This is a genomic window from Cytobacillus sp. T106, assembly GCF_040492155.1.
GTDB lineage: Bacteria > Bacillota > Bacilli > Bacillales > Cytobacillaceae > Bacillus_AB > Bacillus_AB infantis.
Genome location: NZ_JBEUMK010000003.1, coordinates 339,223 through 357,795, shown reverse-complemented (window position 1 = coordinate 357,795; position 18,573 = coordinate 339,223). Strand labels below are relative to the sequence as shown.

At 46.6% G+C, this 18,573-nt stretch carries 17 protein-coding genes; all 17 read left to right on the top strand.

Annotated elements, in window-relative coordinates; translation table 11 throughout:
* Positions 1–52: 52 nt before the first annotated feature.
* The 17 genes from ABU165_RS09380 (at position 53) to sigG (ending at position 18,189) form a co-directional block, all read left to right on the top strand.
* Positions 53–1,969: a stage V sporulation protein D gene (locus ABU165_RS09380; protein WP_022543694.1), complete on the top strand. Its 1,917-nt coding sequence runs from the start codon at positions 53–55 to the stop codon at positions 1,967–1,969.
* A gap of 317 nt (positions 1,970–2,286) precedes the next feature.
* Entirely contained in the window at positions 2,287–3,747 is a 1,461-nt protein-coding gene (locus ABU165_RS09375; RefSeq protein ID WP_318060125.1) for a UDP-N-acetylmuramoyl-L-alanyl-D-glutamate--2,6-diaminopimelate ligase, read from the top strand.
* A gap of 84 nt (positions 3,748–3,831) precedes the next feature.
* Complete coding sequence (locus ABU165_RS09370; RefSeq protein WP_009791178.1) at positions 3,832–3,981, top strand: hypothetical protein; 150 nt, start codon at positions 3,832–3,834, stop codon at positions 3,979–3,981.
* Between the two features lies 1 nt (position 3,982).
* Complete coding sequence (gene mraY / locus ABU165_RS09365) at positions 3,983–4,957, top strand: phospho-N-acetylmuramoyl-pentapeptide-transferase (RefSeq protein ID WP_009791179.1); 975 nt, start codon at positions 3,983–3,985, stop codon at positions 4,955–4,957.
* Positions 4,958–6,310 (top strand): UDP-N-acetylmuramoyl-L-alanine--D-glutamate ligase, encoded by a 1,353-nt coding sequence (murD, locus tag ABU165_RS09360; protein ID WP_148950231.1) that lies wholly within the window; start codon positions 4,958–4,960, stop codon positions 6,308–6,310.
* A 109-nt stretch (positions 6,311–6,419) separates the two neighbouring features.
* Positions 6,420–7,520 (top strand): stage V sporulation protein E, encoded by a 1,101-nt coding sequence (gene spoVE / locus ABU165_RS09355; protein ID WP_022543696.1) that lies wholly within the window; start codon positions 6,420–6,422, stop codon positions 7,518–7,520.
* A gap of 280 nt (positions 7,521–7,800) precedes the next feature.
* Positions 7,801–8,904: an undecaprenyldiphospho-muramoylpentapeptide beta-N-acetylglucosaminyltransferase gene (murG, locus tag ABU165_RS09350; protein WP_009791183.1), complete on the top strand. Its 1,104-nt coding sequence runs from the start codon at positions 7,801–7,803 to the stop codon at positions 8,902–8,904.
* Between the two features lie 54 nt (positions 8,905–8,958).
* Positions 8,959–9,867 (top strand): UDP-N-acetylmuramate dehydrogenase, encoded by a 909-nt coding sequence (murB, locus tag ABU165_RS09345; protein WP_009791184.1) that lies wholly within the window; start codon positions 8,959–8,961, stop codon positions 9,865–9,867.
* A 203-nt stretch (positions 9,868–10,070) separates the two neighbouring features.
* Positions 10,071–10,865 carry a cell division protein FtsQ/DivIB gene (locus tag ABU165_RS09340; RefSeq protein ID WP_094767509.1) on the top strand — a complete coding sequence of 265 codons (795 nt, stop codon included), beginning with the start codon at positions 10,071–10,073 and terminating at the stop codon, positions 10,863–10,865.
* Positions 10,825–11,544, top strand: coding sequence for a DUF881 domain-containing protein (locus ABU165_RS09335; RefSeq protein WP_101550661.1), 720 nt, complete (start codon positions 10,825–10,827; stop codon positions 11,542–11,544). The genes ABU165_RS09340 and ABU165_RS09335 overlap by 41 nt, the downstream gene beginning before the upstream one ends.
* Before the next feature lie 47 nt (positions 11,545–11,591).
* Positions 11,592–12,320, top strand: coding sequence for a DUF881 domain-containing protein (locus ABU165_RS09330; RefSeq protein WP_318060124.1), 729 nt, complete (start codon positions 11,592–11,594; stop codon positions 12,318–12,320).
* A complete protein-coding gene (locus ABU165_RS09325; RefSeq protein WP_009791189.1) occupies positions 12,320–12,679 on the top strand; it encodes a small basic family protein in 360 nt (119 codons plus the stop codon). Before ABU165_RS09330 ends, ABU165_RS09325 begins: the two co-directional genes overlap by 1 nt.
* A gap of 126 nt (positions 12,680–12,805) precedes the next feature.
* Positions 12,806–14,086, top strand: a complete 1,281-nt coding sequence (ftsA, locus tag ABU165_RS09320; RefSeq protein WP_009791190.1) for a cell division protein FtsA — start codon at positions 12,806–12,808, stop codon at positions 14,084–14,086.
* A gap of 41 nt (positions 14,087–14,127) precedes the next feature.
* Positions 14,128–15,294, top strand: coding sequence for a cell division protein FtsZ (gene ftsZ, locus ABU165_RS09315; RefSeq protein ID WP_148950233.1), 1,167 nt, complete (start codon positions 14,128–14,130; stop codon positions 15,292–15,294).
* Positions 15,295–15,563: 269 nt separating this feature from the next.
* Positions 15,564–16,502, top strand: coding sequence for a sigma-E processing peptidase SpoIIGA (gene spoIIGA, locus ABU165_RS09310; RefSeq protein ID WP_094767505.1), 939 nt, complete (start codon positions 15,564–15,566; stop codon positions 16,500–16,502).
* Between the two features lie 44 nt (positions 16,503–16,546).
* Positions 16,547–17,266 (top strand): RNA polymerase sporulation sigma factor SigE, encoded by a 720-nt coding sequence (sigE, locus tag ABU165_RS09305; RefSeq protein WP_009791193.1) that lies wholly within the window; start codon positions 16,547–16,549, stop codon positions 17,264–17,266.
* Positions 17,267–17,409: 143 nt separating this feature from the next.
* On the top strand, positions 17,410–18,189 hold the full coding sequence (sigG, locus tag ABU165_RS09300) for an RNA polymerase sporulation sigma factor SigG (RefSeq protein ID WP_009791194.1): 780 nt from the start codon (positions 17,410–17,412) through the stop codon (positions 18,187–18,189).
* Positions 18,190–18,573 lie beyond the last annotated feature (384 nt).

The following is an 18,573-nucleotide window of genomic DNA, read 5'->3' as shown; positions in this document are numbered from 1 at the left end:
CTGGTACAAGCATATAGTTGAACGAGCCATAATTGAAGGAGGTTCGTTTTTCATGCGCGTTTCAAATGTTACCGTAAGAAAACGGTTGACCATTGCTTTATTGGCAGGCATACTCATCTTTTTCATCATCGATATCCGGCTCGGATATGTCCAGTTTTTCCTTGGCAGCATGCTGACGGATGAAGCTAAAGAGCTGTGGAGCCGGGACATCCCGTTCGAGCCGGAAAGGGGAGAAATCGTCGACCGCAATGGTGTGGCTTTGGCAACCAATGTCAGTGCCCCGACCGTCTATGTCGTTCCAAGGCAGGTAAAGGATCCTGATGAGACGGCTGAGAAGCTGGCCGCCATACTGAATATGTCCGAGGAGAAGGCGCTTCAGCTGATCACCAAGCAGGCATCAAGTGTGAAAATACCTGAGGGCAGAAAAATTTCCCATGAAAAAGCAACAGAAATCAGGGCAGAGGGAATGGCTGGGGTCTATATCGCCGAGGACTCCAAGCGGCATTATCCTTTTGGCAATTATCTTTCACATGTGCTCGGATTTGCCGGGATCGACAACCAGGGGCTGATGGGGCTGGAGCTTTACTATGACAAAGATCTGAAGGGCGAGAAAGGCTCTGTCAAATTTTACGCAAATGCAAAAGGACAGCGGATGAATGATATGGCAGATGATTATAAGCCGCCGGTCGATGGCATGGACCTGAAGCTGACGATCGACTCGAAGGTGCAGACGATTGTCGAGAGGGAGCTGGATATTGCAGAGGCGGCCTATAATCCGGACGGGATCATTGCGATTGCCATGAACCCGAATACAGGGGAAATCCTCGCAATGTCAAGCAGGCCGGACTTTGATCCTGCCAATTTCCGGAACGTTGCGCCGGATATTTACAACCGGAACCTGCCGGTCTGGAGCTCATATGAGCCGGGCTCCACTTTTAAAATCATCACTCTTGCAGCTGCCCTTGAAGAAGGGAAAGTAGACCTTGCCGAAGATCACTTTCATGATCCGGGCTACACTGAAGTAGGAGGAGCGAAGCTGCGCTGCTGGAAAAGAGGGGGGCATGGAAGCCAATCATTCCTCGAAGTCGTGCAGAATTCATGCAACCCGGGCTTTGTGGAATTAGGAGAAAGGCTTGGGAAGGAAACACTGTTCAAATATATTAAAGACTTTGGTTTTGGTGCAAAAACAGGCATAGATCTTCAGGGTGAATCAAAAGGGATCTTATTCGATCTTGAAAATGTCGGTCCGGTTGAACTGGCGACCACTGCTTTTGGACAGGGTGTTTCCGTTACGCCGATCCAGCAGGTTGCAGCAATATCAGCAGCCGTCAATGGCGGGACGCTGTATACACCATTTATAGCAAAAGAGCTGATTGACCCTGCTTCAGGTGAAATTGTGATGAGAAAAACCCCTGAGGCTAAGAGGAAGGTCATATCAGAGGAAACTTCTAAGGAAATCCGCCTAGCGCTTGAAAGTGTAGTGGCTCAAGGGTCCGGGAAAAAAGCGTTCGTAGACGGATACAGGGTCGGCGGCAAAACCGGGACTGCGCAAAAGGCGGAAAACGGAAGATATCTCGAGAACAATCATATTGTGTCCTTTATAGGCTTTGCCCCTGCGGACGATCCTGAGCTTGTTGTTTATGTGGCAGTTGACAATCCTAAAGGCACTATCCAGTTTGGCGGGGTGGTTGCTGCACCGATCGTCGGGAATATCATGGGCGACAGCCTTAGGGCAATGGGTGTTGAGCCGAGAAAGGAACAGCTTGAAAAAGAGCTGACATGGCTGGATACTCCGATGGTGGAAGTGCCCGATTTAGTAGGCATTACGAAAAAGGAGCTCGGCGAATTGATTGTCAACCTGAAAATAGACGGCAGCGGGGAAGGCGAGACAGTTGTCAGGCAAACCCCTCAGCCTGGTGTGAAACTGAAGGAAGGGTCTACAATCAGACTGTATTTTGATGACAAATAAGAGCAGGATGCGGGCGGCCGGTCAGCGCTGCCCGTTTTCTTTAGTAAGAAGCAAAAGGAATTTATTCATCCATTTCAGTCAAAGGAAGTTTTTCTTTAAATTTTCATTACTAAATGGCTAAAAGAAGAATAATCATGTAAAATATAAGTCGCCATGAATTATTTTGGCTGAGAGCTTTAGGGAAAGCATACAGCTGCTTTTTCAGCTATGAAAAAAGCAGCTGCAGATCCGCTGCGTGGCCGACTGAGCAAAACGGCAGGGGATGATGCAGGCTGATGCTGCCTGTCTTTCCTGCGGAATGAGAGGAATGGGTTCAATTGAAATTACATACACTGCTACACTATCTCCACCCCTTTAAACCTTTTGGTGGTGATAATCCTGAAATTGTGTCCTTAGAAAATGATAGCAGGCAAGTGAAAAAAGGGAGCTTGTTCATCTGCATCGAGGGCTTTACGGTTGATGGACATCATTATGCAGAAACAGCTGTCCAGAACGGGGCGGCGGCCGTTTTGGCTGAGAGGGAGCTTTCGCTGAATGTCCCTGTCATCATTGTCAAGGATACAGCAAGGGCCATGGCTGTACTGGCGGATGCTTTCTACGGCCAGCCAAGCCAGCAGCTGCATTTGATTGGAATCACCGGTACAAACGGGAAAACGACGACAAGCCATCTTATTGAAAAGATTCTGGCTGATGCCGGCAAAAGCACGGGCCTCATCGGGACGATGTACACCAAAGTCGCCGGCGAGACGCTTGAAACGAAGAATACGACGCCGGAAAGCCTGACATTGCAGAAGACCTTTGCTTCCATGGTCGAAAAGAAAGTGGAAGCGGCTGTTATGGAAGTAAGCTCCCACGCACTTGATGAAGGGCGCGTCCATGGCTGTGATTTCAATGTGGCCGTATTTACTAATCTGACACAGGACCATTTGGATTACCACAATACAATGGACGAATACAGAAGGGCTAAAGGCTTGCTTTTTGCACAGCTTGGGAGCGCGTTCTATCACAATAAACCTAAGTATGCTGTACTGAATGCCGATGATCCGGCAAGCGCCGAATACAGGAAATCGACTGCCGCGCAGATTCTGACCTATGCAATCGATAATGAGGCGGATTTGCGTGCCGTGCACATCCAGATGGATGCCAGAGGCACTTCATTTGACCTTGTCAGCCCGTTTGGCGTGCACCCTGTTGCCATGCAGCTGATCGGCAAATTCAGTGTTTATAATGTGCTGGCTGCAATTGGGGCAGCTTTGGCTTCAGGTCTTGAGCTCGAAGCGATCCTGGAATCCATTTCAACTGTCAAAGGTGTCCCGGGCAGATTTGAAACAGTGGATGCCGGACAGAATTTTTCTGTGATTGTCGACTATGCGCATACTCCTGACAGTCTGGAAAATGCATTGGAAACGGTAAAAGAGTTTGCTGAGGGCCGGATTTTCGTCGTAGTTGGCTGCGGCGGTGACAGAGACAGAACCAAAAGGCCACTGATGGCTAAAATCGCCTGCAGGCTTGCAACTGATGCGGTATTTACATCGGATAATCCGAGAAGCGAAGATCCGGAAGAAATATTGAAAGATATGGCTGCGGGCGTCCCTGAAGGAAATTATACAATGATAGCAGACCGCAAAGAGGCAATAGCATACAGTGTTGGTGCTGCAGGCAAGGGAGATGTGATTCTCATAGCAGGCAAAGGGCATGAAACATACCAGCAGATCGGCGGGCAGACATTTGACTTTGACGACAGGACTGCAGCCAGAGAAGCTATACAAAACAGATAACCAGGGCAGCAGCCGGAAAAGCTGCTGCTCCGATGATATACTCTATAACAAATAATAAATAGATATACTGAAAGGCTTTTGATCATGACGAATACTATTCAATCCAGCGGTGCCGAATGCGGCATGGCTGCCCATAACTACCATAAGATAGAAAATAAAAGTCTTAATGACAGGCTCACTACATATGATATTGCAGTAATGAATGAGCGGGCATTACAGGAAGGAGGGGAATAAAATGATGGAGCAGGCAATATTTCTGACAATCCTGATGGGGTTTTTAATAACAGTCCTACTATCTCCCATTTTCATCCCTTTCCTTAGAAGGCTGAAATTCGGCCAGAGCATCCGGGAGGAAGGACCGCAGTCGCACCAGAAAAAAACCGGTACGCCGACAATGGGCGGGATCATGATTCTGCTTTCGGTAACTGTGACTACCCTGGTGATGTCCAGCAAGTTTGCAGAGCCTACAGCGGAGATATATATGGTCCTGCTGGTCACACTGGGCTTTGGGCTTCTCGGTTTTCTAGATGATTTCATCAAGGTGGCGCTAAAAAGGAATCTAGGCCTTACTTCTAAGCAAAAGCTGCTGGGCCAGATTATCATATCGCTCATTTTTTATTTCATCTTCCAGACAAATGAATTTTCAACAGAGGTCTCTATCCCATTTACAGATCTGTCCATTGATTTAGGCTGGAGCTATGCATTGTTCATCATTTTTTGGCTCGTCGGCTTTTCCAACGCTGTCAATCTGACAGACGGGCTGGACGGACTTGTTTCCGGTACTGCGGCAATCGCGTTCGGTGCCTTTGCTGTGTTGGCATGGAACCAGTCCCAATTTGAAGTGTCGATTTTTTCAGTTGCTGTTGTGGGTGCTGTCCTGGGATTCCTTGTATTCAATGCCCATCCGGCAAAAGTATTCATGGGCGACACCGGTTCGCTTGCCCTGGGCGGTGCAATTGCAACTGTTGCCATCCTGACAAAGCTTGAGTTCATCCTGATCATCATCGGGGGAGTTTTTGTCATTGAGACGCTTTCTGTTATTCTGCAGGTAATATCTTTTAAAACAACTGGCAAGAGGATTTTTAAAATGAGTCCCCTTCACCACCATTATGAGCTTGTCGGCTGGTCGGAATGGCGCGTAGTAGTGACTTTCTGGACAGTCGGGCTCCTGTTTGCAATCCTGGGAATCTATATCGAGGTGTGGTTATAATTGAAGCAGATAGATACTTACAATCATAAAAAAATTCTTGTACTCGGACTCGCCAAGAGCGGGGTGAGTGCAGCTTCCCTGCTGCACAAGCTGGGGGCCTTCGTTACTGTTAATGATATGAAGCCTTTATCTGAAAATCCGGAAGCCCAGGGCTTGCTTGAGCAGGGGATCAAGGTTATATGCGGAGACCATCCGATAGAGCTTTTGGATGAAGGGTTTGAACTTATTGTTAAGAACCCGGGAATCCCTTATCATAATCCAATGATAGAGGGTGCCATGGAGCGCAGCATTCCTGTCATTACAGAAGTGGAGCTTGCTTATCAGATTTCCGAAGCGCCATTTATCGCGATCACTGGAACGAACGGGAAGACAACAACCACAACCCTTGTCCATGAAATGCTGGAAGCGGGCGGAAAGTCGCCGTTGATTGCGGGGAATATTGGGACGGTTGCCACAGGCGTTGCTGAAGGTGCAAGATCCGATCATACCATTGTCATTGAGCTGTCTTCTTTCCAGCTGATGGGCATAGAGGCCTTCAGGCCGAAAATCGCGATCCTTACAAATCTGTATGATGCCCATCTGGATTATCATGGGACAAGGCATGATTACTTTGAAGCCAAAGCCAATATTACTAAAAACCAGACAGAAGAAGATTACTTTATTATCAATGCTGATCAGGAGGCTGTCATTCAATTAGCAGAAGAAAGCCGCGCCCGGATTGTGCCGTTCTCTGTCAGCAGGGTTCTTGAGGCAGGGGCATGTGTAAAGGATGGCTGGATCTGCTTTAATGGGGAGCCTGTCATGAAGCGGGAAGATGCATCCCTTCCCGGCAATCATAATCTGGAGAACATCCTTTCTTCGATTGCAGCCGCGAAGCTTTCAGGCGTGGATAATAAAGCGATCTTTAAGGTCATGTCCTCTTTTGCAGGTGTCAAACACAGACTTCAGTATATCGGTGAAGTGGATGGACGGAAATTCTACAATGATTCCAAGGCTACTAATATACTTGCTACGAAAAATGCCATTGCCGCTTTTGATGTTCCTGTCATACTGCTGGCCGGCGGCCTCGACCGCGGCAATGGCTTTGAAGAATTGATCCCTTCACTGGCTAATGTAGAAACATTGATCACCTTTGGGCAGACAGCCGGAAAAATAGAAGAGGCAGGAAAGCTTGCGGGAATAAAATCGATCATGCGTGTCGATAATGTTGCTAGCGCCGTACCCGCCGCCTACAGGCTTTCAAAGCCGGGCGATGTCATTCTCCTCTCGCCGGCATGTGCAAGCTGGGACCAATACAAAACTTTTGAGGTCAGGGGAGACATTTTTATCGATGCGGTGCATAAGCTTAAGTAAGGGCTTGTCCCGGGCGCTGACCGTCCGGGAGCGACTGCATCTTCATTGTGCTGCAAACTAGAATGCATGCTCATGCAGGCCCTAAAACTTGCATTCGAGGTGTATTCTGTTGCCAACAAAAAAATCTACTCCGGACTTTATATTGATTTTAGTTACATTTACTCTGCTGGCAGTCGGCCTCATTATGGTATACAGCGCCAGTGCCATTTGGGCAGAGTATAAGTTTGATGATTCCTTTTTCTTTGCGAAGAGGCAGATGCTCTTTGCAGCTGCAGGCATCATGGCCATGTTTTTTATCATGAATATCGATTATTGGACATGGAGGACCTGGGCCAAGGCAATTGTAATTATTTGCTTTGTACTGCTGGTTCTCGTTCTTATTCCCGGGGTGGGAAATGTAAGGAATGGATCAAGGAGCTGGATAGGCGTAGGGGCATTTTCCATCCAGCCTTCCGAATTCATGAAGCTTGCCATGATTGCGTTCCTGGCTAAGTACCTTTCTGAAAGGCAAAAGCTGATAACCTCTTTCCGCAAAGGGCTCCTCCCTTCCCTTGGGCTCGCATTTCTTGCATTCGGGATGATTATGCTTCAGCCTGACCTTGGGACAGGGACCGTGATGATCGGGACCTGTGTGGTTATGATATTTATCTCCGGGGCGAAGATAAGCCATTTTGCTGTTCTTGGGCTTATCGGCCTGGGGGGCTTTGCGGGGCTGGTGCTGTCAGCTCCGTACAGGATGAAGCGGATCACATCATTCCTTGATCCATGGGAGGATCCGCTTGGGAGCGGCTTCCAGATCATCCAGTCACTATATGCAATAGGGCCAGGCGGGCTATTCGGCCTTGGCCTCGGGGAGAGCAGGCAAAAGTTTTTTTATCTGCCTGAACCCCAGACCGATTTTATTTTTGCCATCCTGGCGGAAGAATTGGGTTTCATCGGTGGTTCTTTCGTGCTTTTATTGTTTTCTCTCCTCCTCTGGAGGGGGATAAGGATTGCGCTGGGAGCACCTGATTTGTACGGCAGCTTCCTTGCCGTGGGAATCATTGCGATGGTGGCGATCCAGGTTATGATAAACATCGGGGTTGTTACCGGGCTGATGCCGGTAACTGGGATTACACTCCCATTCCTTAGCTATGGCGGTTCATCCCTCACTCTAATGCTGATGGCGATCGGAGTCCTCCTGAATATAAGCCGGCATGCGAGATATTGACCCTGTTTCCGACAGGGTTTCTTTTTACTTTCCGGGCTGGCTTTACAAGGGAAAGAAGCTTTCTTCAGTACAGCTTCAAAAATCAGGGTGACTATCCAGATATTTTAAGGATTTTTATTACATTTGCATGACATTAATGTTATGGCTTATTAGAGCCGTTTAGATTATAGTAGAATGGGGTAAAGCGTGAGAGTGTTTTTTAAGGGAGACTTTGTGCTGCCACCCCTTTAAGGCTATTAATGCCTGCTAAATACCAACACTCTTCTTTGAGGTGAAAGTCATGAGAATTGCAGTCAGCGGAGGCGGTACAGGAGGACATATATATCCTGCACTCGCATTGATCAGAGAAATTCAAAAAGAGAATAAAGACACAGAGTTTTTATATATAGGCACAGAAAAGGGGCTCGAAAGCACTCTCGTGGAAAGAGAAGGCATCCCGTTTAAATCTATACATATCACTGGCTTCAAAAGAAAGCTGTCTTTTGAAAATATGAAAACTGTATTCAGATTCCTGAAAGGAACAGCTGACAGCAGGAAAATGCTGAAGGACTTCAAGGCGGACATTGTCATCGGAACCGGCGGCTATGTGTGCGGTCCTGTTGTCTATGCAGCTGCCAAGCTTGGCATCCCCACAATCATACACGAGCAAAATAGTGTCCCGGGACTGACCAACAAATTCCTAAGCAGATATGTCGATAAAATCGCAGTCTGTTTTGAAGAAGCAAAAGAATTTTTTCCATCTGAAAAGGTTATCTTGACTGGAAATCCCCGCGCCTCAGAAGTGATTGGCCAGGACCCTGTCAAAGGCAGGCTTTCAGCCGGTCTGAAGACAAATATCCCTTCTGTTTTAATTTTTGGCGGCAGCAGGGGCGCAAGGCCGATTAATGAAGCTGTGCTGAAATCGCTCGCCGAGCTGCAGGATAAGCCTTACCAGGTGCTGTATGTGACAGGAGAAGTGCACTATGAGGAAGTCAGAAAAGAGGTAGAACTGGTCGGCAATCCGCCAAATGTGATCATAAAGCCATTTGTCCATAATATGCCGGAGGTTTTGGCCGGCACGGACCTGACTGTGGCAAGGGCGGGGGCGACCACTCTTGCAGAGCTGACATCACTTGGAATCCCGAGCATACTGGTGCCAAGCCCTTATGTGACCAACAACCACCAGGAGAAAAATGCCAGGGCCCTTTCTGATAACGGGGCAGCAGAACTTCTGCTTGAAAAAGAACTGACCAGCAAGAAGCTTGTCGCTTCAATTGATGGAATACTCCTTGATGAGAAGAAACTGAAGGATATGAAAAAAGCGGCCAGGGAATTGGGGATACCGGATGCTGCCAGAAGGCTGCACCGCGTCATGGAAGACCTTGTCCGTAAGAAGGGCCAGTAGCCCAAAGAGCTTAAAAGACATAAGATAGTAAAAAGAATGGAAAGGGAGGTATATATGGACGAATTGATCAGCAGGCTTAAAGATATGCAGGTTGGAAAAGTGAAAGAACAAGAACCTTTGGCCAACCATACAACCATGAAAATAGGCGGACCCGCCGATTTGTTTGTAGAGCCTTCATCTATAGACAATTTCATTAAAACAATGGAGCTTATCCGTGAACATGATATCAAGTGGAGGGTAATAGGCAGGGGATCGAATCTGCTTGTATCAGATAAAGGGATTGAAGGGGCCGTCATTAAGCTTGGCCCAGGATTGGATAAACTGGAAGTGGATGGTTCTGAAGTGACTGCGGGCGGAGGATTCTCTATTGTGAGCCTGTCCGTCCAGATCAGCCGGAAAGGCCTTTCCGGGCTGGAATTCGCAAGCGGCATCCCCGGCTCGGTCGGCGGTGCAGTCTATATGAATGCAGGCGCCCACGGGTCTGATATTTCAAAGATCCTAAAAAAAGCTTTTGTGCTCTTTGAAGATGGAACCATGGAATGGCTCACCAATGAGCAAATGAAATTTTCCTACCGTACATCAGTTCTTCAGAAGGAGCGGCCCGGCATCGTACTTGAGGCAGTGTTCAGCCTTCAGGAAGGAGAGAGGGACAGCATAGTGGCAGAGATGCAAAAGAACAAGGATTACCGGAAAGAAACACAGCCCTATAATTATCCTTGTGCAGGAAGCATCTTCCGCAATCCTCTTCCACAATATGCCGGCCAGCTGATTGAGTCTGCAGGTTTAAAAGGCCACAGCATCGGCGGGGCTAAGATTTCCGAGCTGCATGGAAACTTCATCGTAAATGCCGGCAGCGCGTCGGCCGAAGATGTTCTTGGATTGATCGAGCATGTAAAAGATACTATCTATTCCCAATTTAAGGTTAAAATGGAAACTGAAGTGGAAATTATCGGCCGAAAGTAACAGGAAATTCTCCTTACTGCTGCCATTTATTGTGATATAATATTTCCTTAGAAATAACCTTTAAAAGCCGGCAGAAGACACACCGGCATCCGGATATGCCGGTGCCCATTCTGCTTTCCGTCTGACGAGAACGTTATGCTGCCTGCCAGGCTGATAGGCTATTGGCATTATGCGGCTCAAGCTTTTATAGTGAGGTGAAGGTTATGGAGAAAGGGAACGTAGTCTCGCTGGAGGATCGAATTCCCAAACTGAAGCAGCAAAGAAGGAAAAAAGCGAACCGCAGGCTTATCGTTTTATTGCTTTTATTCTTTTCTATGATTGTTTTTGTGATATATTTCCAGTCGCCTTTAAGCCGTGTAAAAGAGATCAGCATCAGCGGAAATCAGACATACACGACAAAAGAATTGATTGCCGTAAGCGGCCTTTCTAAGAAAACAAATATTTGGAAGGTTGATAAGGGGGCAATTGAGGGTAGACTGAAAGAGCTGCCTGAAATCAGCGGGGCTGAAATAAAAACCCGCCTCCCCAATACGGTTGACATCAAGGTGGCTGAGCACAATCGCATTGCCTACATAGCGAAAGAAAAAAGTTTTTTGCCTGTACTTGAAAACGGGATGATACTTAGCAAACAGGAAATCACAGACATTCCAGTTAATGCACCGCTGCTGCTCGGATTCAAGGAGGGCGACGTCCTCCTTGAGATGATAGACAGCCTGGAAAGCCTTCCGAAAGAGGTGCTGAACGCAATTTCGGAGATTCATTATTCTCCTAAAGAAACGGACGAGTATCATATTACTCTATATATGAATGACGGGTTCGAAGTTAGTGCAACATTGCGGAGCTTTTCAGAAAAGATGGCGCATTATCCTTCAATCATCAGCCAGCTGGACCCTGGGGTCAGCGGCGTGATTGATCTGGAAGTAGGTTCTTATTTTAAAGCCTACGGTCCGGAAGGAGATGATAGCCGTGGAGAAGAAGAAGAAGAAGGTGAAAGGTAAGCGGGTTGTCCTTTCATTGGTGCTCCTTGTTCTCGGCTATATGCTTTCATTTTCCTATCACTTTACAAAAAGTGAAAATGAGGAAGCAGACATGACAGGCAGCCAGTGGGAACGGGACTCTGCACTGAGAAGCCAGCTCATCAGCATGGAAGAGCGCAACCGCAGGCTCCAGAAGGAATTGGACAGCAAACAGGGACAGGTTCTCCAATTCGAAAAGGATTTGTCAAAAGAGGCGCAGGTATATTTCAACCTGGCAGAGGACGCAGAAAAATACAGGATGTATCTTGGGAAAGTCGCCGTCCTGGGCAAAGGGGTGGAGGTCACATTGGCTGACGGGGATTATAATCCCAGCGAAGCCAATGTAAACAGCTATATTGTCCATGAACACCATGTTTTCAAGGTAATCAATGAACTGTATATCTCTGGTGCTTCAGCTGTTGCAGTTAACGGCCAGCGCCTTTCCCATGACTCATATATTTTGTGCAATGGCCCTGTCATTGAAATTGATGGAAAGCAGCATCCGGCACCTTTTATCATTGAAGCAATCGGCGATCCGGAGGTTCTTTCTTCAGCGCTGAACCTTACAGGCGGAGTCAAGGATTCGCTTGTCAACGAGAACATCCAGTTCTCGCTGGAGGAAAAGGCTGAAATCAAAATGGAACCCAATCTGGGGAATTAAATACGGCTGATCCACTTACTGGAAGCAGAGAAAGTAAGGTGGAAATCGTGAAAAGGAATCAGATCATAAGCTTTACGGTAATTTCCGCTGTGATCGGCTTTATGATTGCGGTCCAGTTCCAATCCGTCAAAGAGCCGGTGGTGAGGGATACCCGCGACACATGGCAGCTTAGGGAGGACTTGCGGAAAGAACAGGAAATTCAGCTGAGGCTGATACGGGAAATCAGATCAAACGAGCTGAAGCTTGCTCAATATGAAAATAAGCGGGAACAAAGCAAAGAACAGGTGCTGAAGGAAACGCTGGATGAGCTTAAAGAGGAAGCTGGCCTTACGGAAGTAAAAGGTCCGGGGGTTATCATCCTCATTGAGCCTGCTTTTGAAGAAGCACTCCTGGGCAATGCACCCGGTGATGTTTCGCCTGATCTACTTAAAAGGCTGGTCAATGAGCTGAATATGCATGATGCTGAGCAAATATCGATTGACGGGCACAGAATCATTAATACGACCGTCATCCGCGATATTAACGGCGAAACCAAAATCGACGGCCATGCAGTCAGTTCTTTGCCGATTGAAGTCAGAGCGGCCGCAGAAGATATGCAGTCAGCTCAAAAGCTTTATAATCAGATGCAGGTATCCAAATCGGCAGAAGAATTTTTTGTCGAAAATCTCAGGGTCACTATCCTGAAGCCAAAGGAGAACATTGTTATCCCTGCCTATCAGGACACGATCCGGGTAAAAAATATGGAACCTGCAGAAGAAAAAGGAGGCAGTTCTTAATGTGGCTTCCCGTACTGGGTTTGCTTATCGGGGCCATACTGGGCCTTCTTACGGACTTCAGGATCCCTGATGAGTACTCCAATTATTTGTCTATTGCAGTGCTGGCTGCCCTTGACACCCTGTTTGGGGGCATCCGTGCGCATCTGCAGGATATATATGATGAAAAGGTATTTGTATCCGGCTTTTTCTTTAACATCCTGCTGGCAGCATCTTTAGCTTTTCTGGGGGTTCATCTTGGTGTAGACTTGTATTTAGCCGCTGTTTTTGCGTTTGGTGTAAGGCTTTTCCAAAACATAGCGGTCATCCGGAGAATTATTCTGACCAAATGGTCGAACCGAGAAAAAGTAGAAAAAAGTTAAGATAGAATAAAGGGAAATATATTAGTTTTGCCGAATAATTTAAATGATTATATTAATTTAAGATAAAACTAAAAATTGGCATTATTGTTGTTCAATAATCGGATTTGCAAAAGGAGGTGCCAGAGAATGAACAGCAATGAAATTTATGTTAGTCTTGACATCGGTACATCCAGTGTAAAAGTAATCATTGGTGAAATGGTCAACGACTCTTTAAACATTATCGGTGTAGGCAATGTGAAGTCTGAAGGATTGCGCAAAGGCTCAATTGTTGATATAGATGAAACCGTTCATTCTATAAAAAAGGCAATCGAACAAGCTGAGAGAATGATAGGGATGGAGATCAGGCAGGTCATCGTCGGCATCACCGGAAATCATGTCATGCTCCAGCCTTCGCATGGAGTAGTGGCAGTCTCCAGTGATAACAGGGAGATTACAGATGAAGATGTTGCAAGGGTGATCGATGCCGCCCAGGTGGTTTCCATCCCTCCTGAAAGAGAGATTGTGGATGTCATTCCGAAGCAATTCATTGTAGACGGTTTGAATGAAATAAACGACCCGCGGGGCATGATCGGTGTCCGCCTGGAAATGGAAGGCACCATTATTACAGGTTCTAAGACAATTCTACATAATATTCTGAGATGTGTTGAAAGAGCAGGGCTTGAAATTTTGGACATAACGCTCCAGCCGCTTGCAGCAGGGGCATTCGCACTTTCAAAGGACGAAATGAATCTCGGAGTGGCCTTGGTCGATATGGGCGGCGGCTCTACAACCGTTGCCCTGTTCGAGCAGGGAATCATGAAGGCAACAATCGTACTTCCTGTCGGCGGGGACCATATTACAAAGGATTTATCTATTGGCCTCAGGACCTCTACAGAGGATGCCGAAAAAATCAAAACAAAATACGGTTATGCTTTTTATGACCATGCTTCTGAAGATGAAGTCTTCAGTGTCCCGATTATCGGGAGCGATCAGCACCAGCAATTTAATCAGCTTGAAATTTCTGATATTATTGAAGCAAGGATGGAAGAAATTTTCGATCTGATCCAGAATGAGATTAAGAGATTGGGAGTCAGCGACCTGCCAGGAGGCTATGTCCTGACAGGTGGAGTAGCCAACACCCAGGGCATCCTGGAACTGGCACAGATCATTTTCCAGAACCGCGTCCGGATTGCCATTCCGGATTATATCGGCGTAAGGGAGCCGCAGTATACAACAGCAGTCGGCCTGATCAAGTTTGCCTATAAAAATGCAAGGCTTCAGGGCAGGAAGATAGAGCCTGCCCAAGTGAACGAAGCGAAGGAGAAACGCGTCCAAAAACAACCGCAACCAAAAGCAAGACCGGAAAAACAGCCGGAAGAAAAGATTACATCACGAGTTAAAAAGTTCCTTGGCTACTTTTTCGAGTAAACAGTGCTTTAAGGAATATCGACGAATTAGGAGGATTTGTCATGTTGGAATTTGACACTAATTTAGATTCACTAGCGACCATAAAGGTTATCGGCGTTGGCGGCGGAGGAAATAATGCGGTAAACCGCATGATCGAACACGGCGTTCAAGGCGTAGAATTCATCGCAGTTAATACGGATGCACAGGCACTGAACCTCTCGAAAGCAGAAGTGAAAATGCAGATCGGCGGAAAGCTGACGCGCGGACTGGGTGCCGGTGCTAATCCGGAAGTAGGCAAAAAGGCTGCTGAGGAAAGCAAAGAGCAGATTGAAGAAGCACTGAAAGGCGCAGATATGGTGTTTGTCACTGCCGGAATGGGAGGCGGTACAGGTACTGGAGCTGCACCTGTCATTGCACAGATTGCAAGGGACCTGGGCGCTTTGACAGTAGGGGTCGTTACAAGGCCGTTTACATTCGAAGGCCGCAAGCGTGCCGGACAGGCTGCAGGCGGAATTGCTTCCATGAAGGAAGCTGTTGATACCCTGATTGTCATTCCGAATGACCGTCTATTAGAAATTGTAGACAAAAGCACTCCGATGCTTGAAGCATTCCGTGAAGCGGATAATGTGCTTCGCCAGGGTGTTCAGGGCATATCCGACCTGATTGCCACTCCAGGGCTGATCAACCTTGACTTTGCTGATGTAAAGACCATCATGTCAAGCAAGGGTTCTGCACTGATGGGGATCGGCGTCTCTTCAGGAGAAAACCGTGCGGCAGAAGCGGCAAAGAAAGCTGTTTCTTCTCCGCTGCTTGAAACGTCCATTGATGGTGCACAGGGTGTCCTGATGAATATCACCGGCGGTTCAAGCCTGAGCCTTTATGAGGTTCAGGAAGCTGCAGATATCGTAGCCTCCGCTTCAGACCAGGATGTCAATATGATCTTCGGTTCTGTTATTAATGAAAACCTGAAAGACGAAATCGTGGTTACAGTAATTGCGACTGGGTTCAATGAAGAAGTGGCCGCGCCAAAACCGGCACGTCCATCATTTGGACAGCCTAAACAGCAGCAGACGCATTCACCTTCCCTTAGCCGGGACAGGGACAGGGAGCCAAAGCGCGAAGAGCAGAGCCATGAGCCGCCTGTAAGGAACTCATCATCTCAGTCTTCACAAGGTGAAGAAACATTGGATATCCCGACTTTCCTGAGAAACCGCAATAGAAGAAGATAAGATAGCATTCGCTGAACGGCGCCTCATATGAGGCGCCGTTTTATTTTGGTTTTTAAGATTGATTCGTATTTTTTAGACAGGCATATAAAACAAAATACTGACAAAAACCGAAGGGAATAGTGAAAAAATTCTCCTAAACAGGCTACAGAAAGTGACACACTTCAATGATATGGCTGGGGTATACTTTTCCATAAGATTAATAGATAGATGAATAATCAGTTTTTGGCATCCGGACTTAATAAGCCGGATATGTCTGGAGTGAAGCTGGGTTGGCTATTTATTTGGATATCATTTGGCTGCTGAACTTTCTTTTTGACAGCCTCCTGCTGTATCTCACAGCGATCTTCCTGAAAAGGGATGTTTCTATTTGGCGGATACTGGCGGGCGGTGCTGCAGGCTCAATGATCGTTCTGCTCGCGGTAACACCGGTTCAGTCTATTTCCGGGCATCCGCTATCAAAGCTGCTTTTTTCAATTGTCATGGTCGTCCTTGCCTTTGGATATAAAAGGGCCGGATATTTTATTAAAGGCCTGTTTACTTTTTATATGGCAACTTTCCTCATTGGAGGGACTTTGATAGGTGCCCATTATTTTGTGAAATTTGATTTTGAGCTTTCTTCAGCCGTCCTGCTGGGAAGTGTCAAAGGCTTCGGGGATCCGATCAGCTGGATGTTTGTCATATTTGGATTTCCTGCTGCCTGGCATTTTTCACGGAAGCATGGAGAAAACATGGAAATGGCCAATATCCAATATGACCAGCTGGCTGAGGTCTGCATTTCGATTAATGGGATTGACCTGAACTTTAAGGGGCTTGTTGATACGGGAAATCAGCTTTATGATCCAATATCCAGGACTCCGGTCATGATTGCATCCCTAAAAGGGATGGCAGAAAAGCTTCCTGAAGTTCTCCTCGCCGTTTCCCAGGATCCTGAGCCTTTCCTGATGGGGGAGGCAAGAATCCCGCCTGAATGGGAAAATCGGATGAGAATTCTTCCTTGCAAGGTGGTTGGACAAGAACATCAGCTTATTATTGCCATGAAGCCAGACAGGATCATCATCCAAAGGGGGGAAGAAAAAATCCTGGCAGGCAAGGCGCTTATCTCTTTTACAATGCAGCAGCTCTCCAGTGATGATGCATTTGACTGCATTATCCATCCAAAGATGATGACAGGTGCCGGAAAAGCAGAATCAGCGGAAAAGGTAAGTTAATAATACTATACTCGGAAAAACATAATTTAGAAGGAGGACAACTCATGAAAAATTTGAAGTTTCGCCTATCCTATTACTGGTATAAACTGCTGATCAAACTTGGGCTCAAGACTGATGAAATATTCTATATAGGCGGCAGCGAGGCTCTCCCTCCCCCTCTTTCAAAAGAAGAAGAAGAAGTTCTTCTGATTAAGCTCCCCAAAGGCGATAAAGCTGCAAGATCAATGCTGATCGAAAGAAATCTCCGCCTCGTCGTATACATTGCCCGGAAGTTTGAAAATACGGGCATCAATATTGAAGACCTGATCAGCATCGGGACAATCGGGCTCATCAAAGCGGTCAACACTTTTAATCCGGAAAAGAAAATCAAGCTTGCCACTTATGCATCCAGGTGTATTGAAAACGAAATACTGATGTACCTGAGGCGGAACAATAAAATCAGGTCGGAGGTTTCCTTCGATGAGCCTCTGAATATTGACTGGGATGGGAATGAGCTCCTTTTGTCCGATGTGCTGGGAACCGAAGAAGACATTATTACTAAGGACCTGGAGGCGAATGTAGATAAGAAGCTTCTGCTGAAGGCCCTTCACCAGCTCACTGACAGAGAGAAGCAGATCATGGAGCTCCGTTTCGGCCTCGGCTCTGGCGAGGAAAAAACACAGAAAGATGTGGCTGACATGCTTGGCATTTCACAGTCTTACATATCAAGGCTAGAAAAGAGAATCATCAAAAGATTGAAAAAGGAATTCAACAAGATGGTTTAAAATTTTTTTTATCCCGCTTAGCCCTTATTCAGACTGTATATGCCGTTTATTCCGGGGATCATGGAAAATCGGTATGTGCATATTTTTCCTTTCCGAGGAGATACTGTTTTTTGTACAGCAGCTCCTGTGAGGAGGGAAATGGATTGACTCGAAATAAAGTAGAAATTTGCGGTGTTGATACATCAAAGCTTCCCGTTTTGAAAAACGAAGAAATGAGAAAACTCTTCAAGCAAATGCATGAAGGTGATACATATGCCCGGGAGTGCCTAGTCAATGGCAACCTTCGGCTGGTACTGAGTGTCATCCAGCGCTTTAACAACAGAGGCGAATTTGTAGATGATCTCTTCCAGGTGGGATGTATCGGCCTGATGAAATCTATTGATAATTTTGATTTAAGCCAGAATGTAAAGTTCTCCACTTATGCTGTTCCGATGATCATTGGTGAGATCAGAAGGTATTTGAGGGATAATAATCCTATCAGGGTATCAAGGTCATTAAGAGATATAGCCTACAAAGCTTTGCAGGTCAGGGAACGCCTGATGAGTGAAACGTCAAAGGAACCAACGGCTGAGGAAATAGCCAGGGTCCTTGAAGTGCCCCATGAAGAAATCGTGTTTGCACTTGATGCGATACAGGATCCGGTCTCATTATTCGAGCCCATCTATAACGATGGAGGCGATCCGATATTTGTCATGGACCAGCTGAGCGACGAGCGAAATAAAGATATTCAATGGATTGAAGAAATTGCCCTCAAAGAAGGTATGCGCAGGCTTAACGAAAGAGAAAAGCTCATATTGAGAAAGCGCTTTTTCCAAGGCAAAACGCAAATGGAAGTAGCCGAAGAAATCGGCATCTCCCAAGCCCAGGTCTCCCGCCTTGAAAAAGCCGCCATCAAGCAAATGAACAAAAATATCCAAAGCTGAAAGCTGCTGAAAAGCAGCTTTTTGTTTTGGGTCTTTGTTCGAAGAATAGGATAGGGACTCAGTGTGAATATGGGGTTAAATGGCAGCTGAAAAAATTTATGAAAACCTGTTGATTGCAGTGGAAGGCACGAAGACTCCTCATAAAATGCATGCGCATTTTCTTCGTGCGATGTGATTTCAGGGAAGAAAATTCAATGTCCTGTGGGAGATAGCGGAAATGTTGAGACCCCACAGCTCGCAAGCGTGAGGAGGCTCAACTCCGCCCCACGGAAAGCGAAGTGCCTGCAACGGAAATCAACAGCCCAATCAATAAGTAAAAAAATTGAAGATAACTTATCTCGTTATTCTTAGCCGCGTAAGATGTTTTAGCTGTTATTGAATATT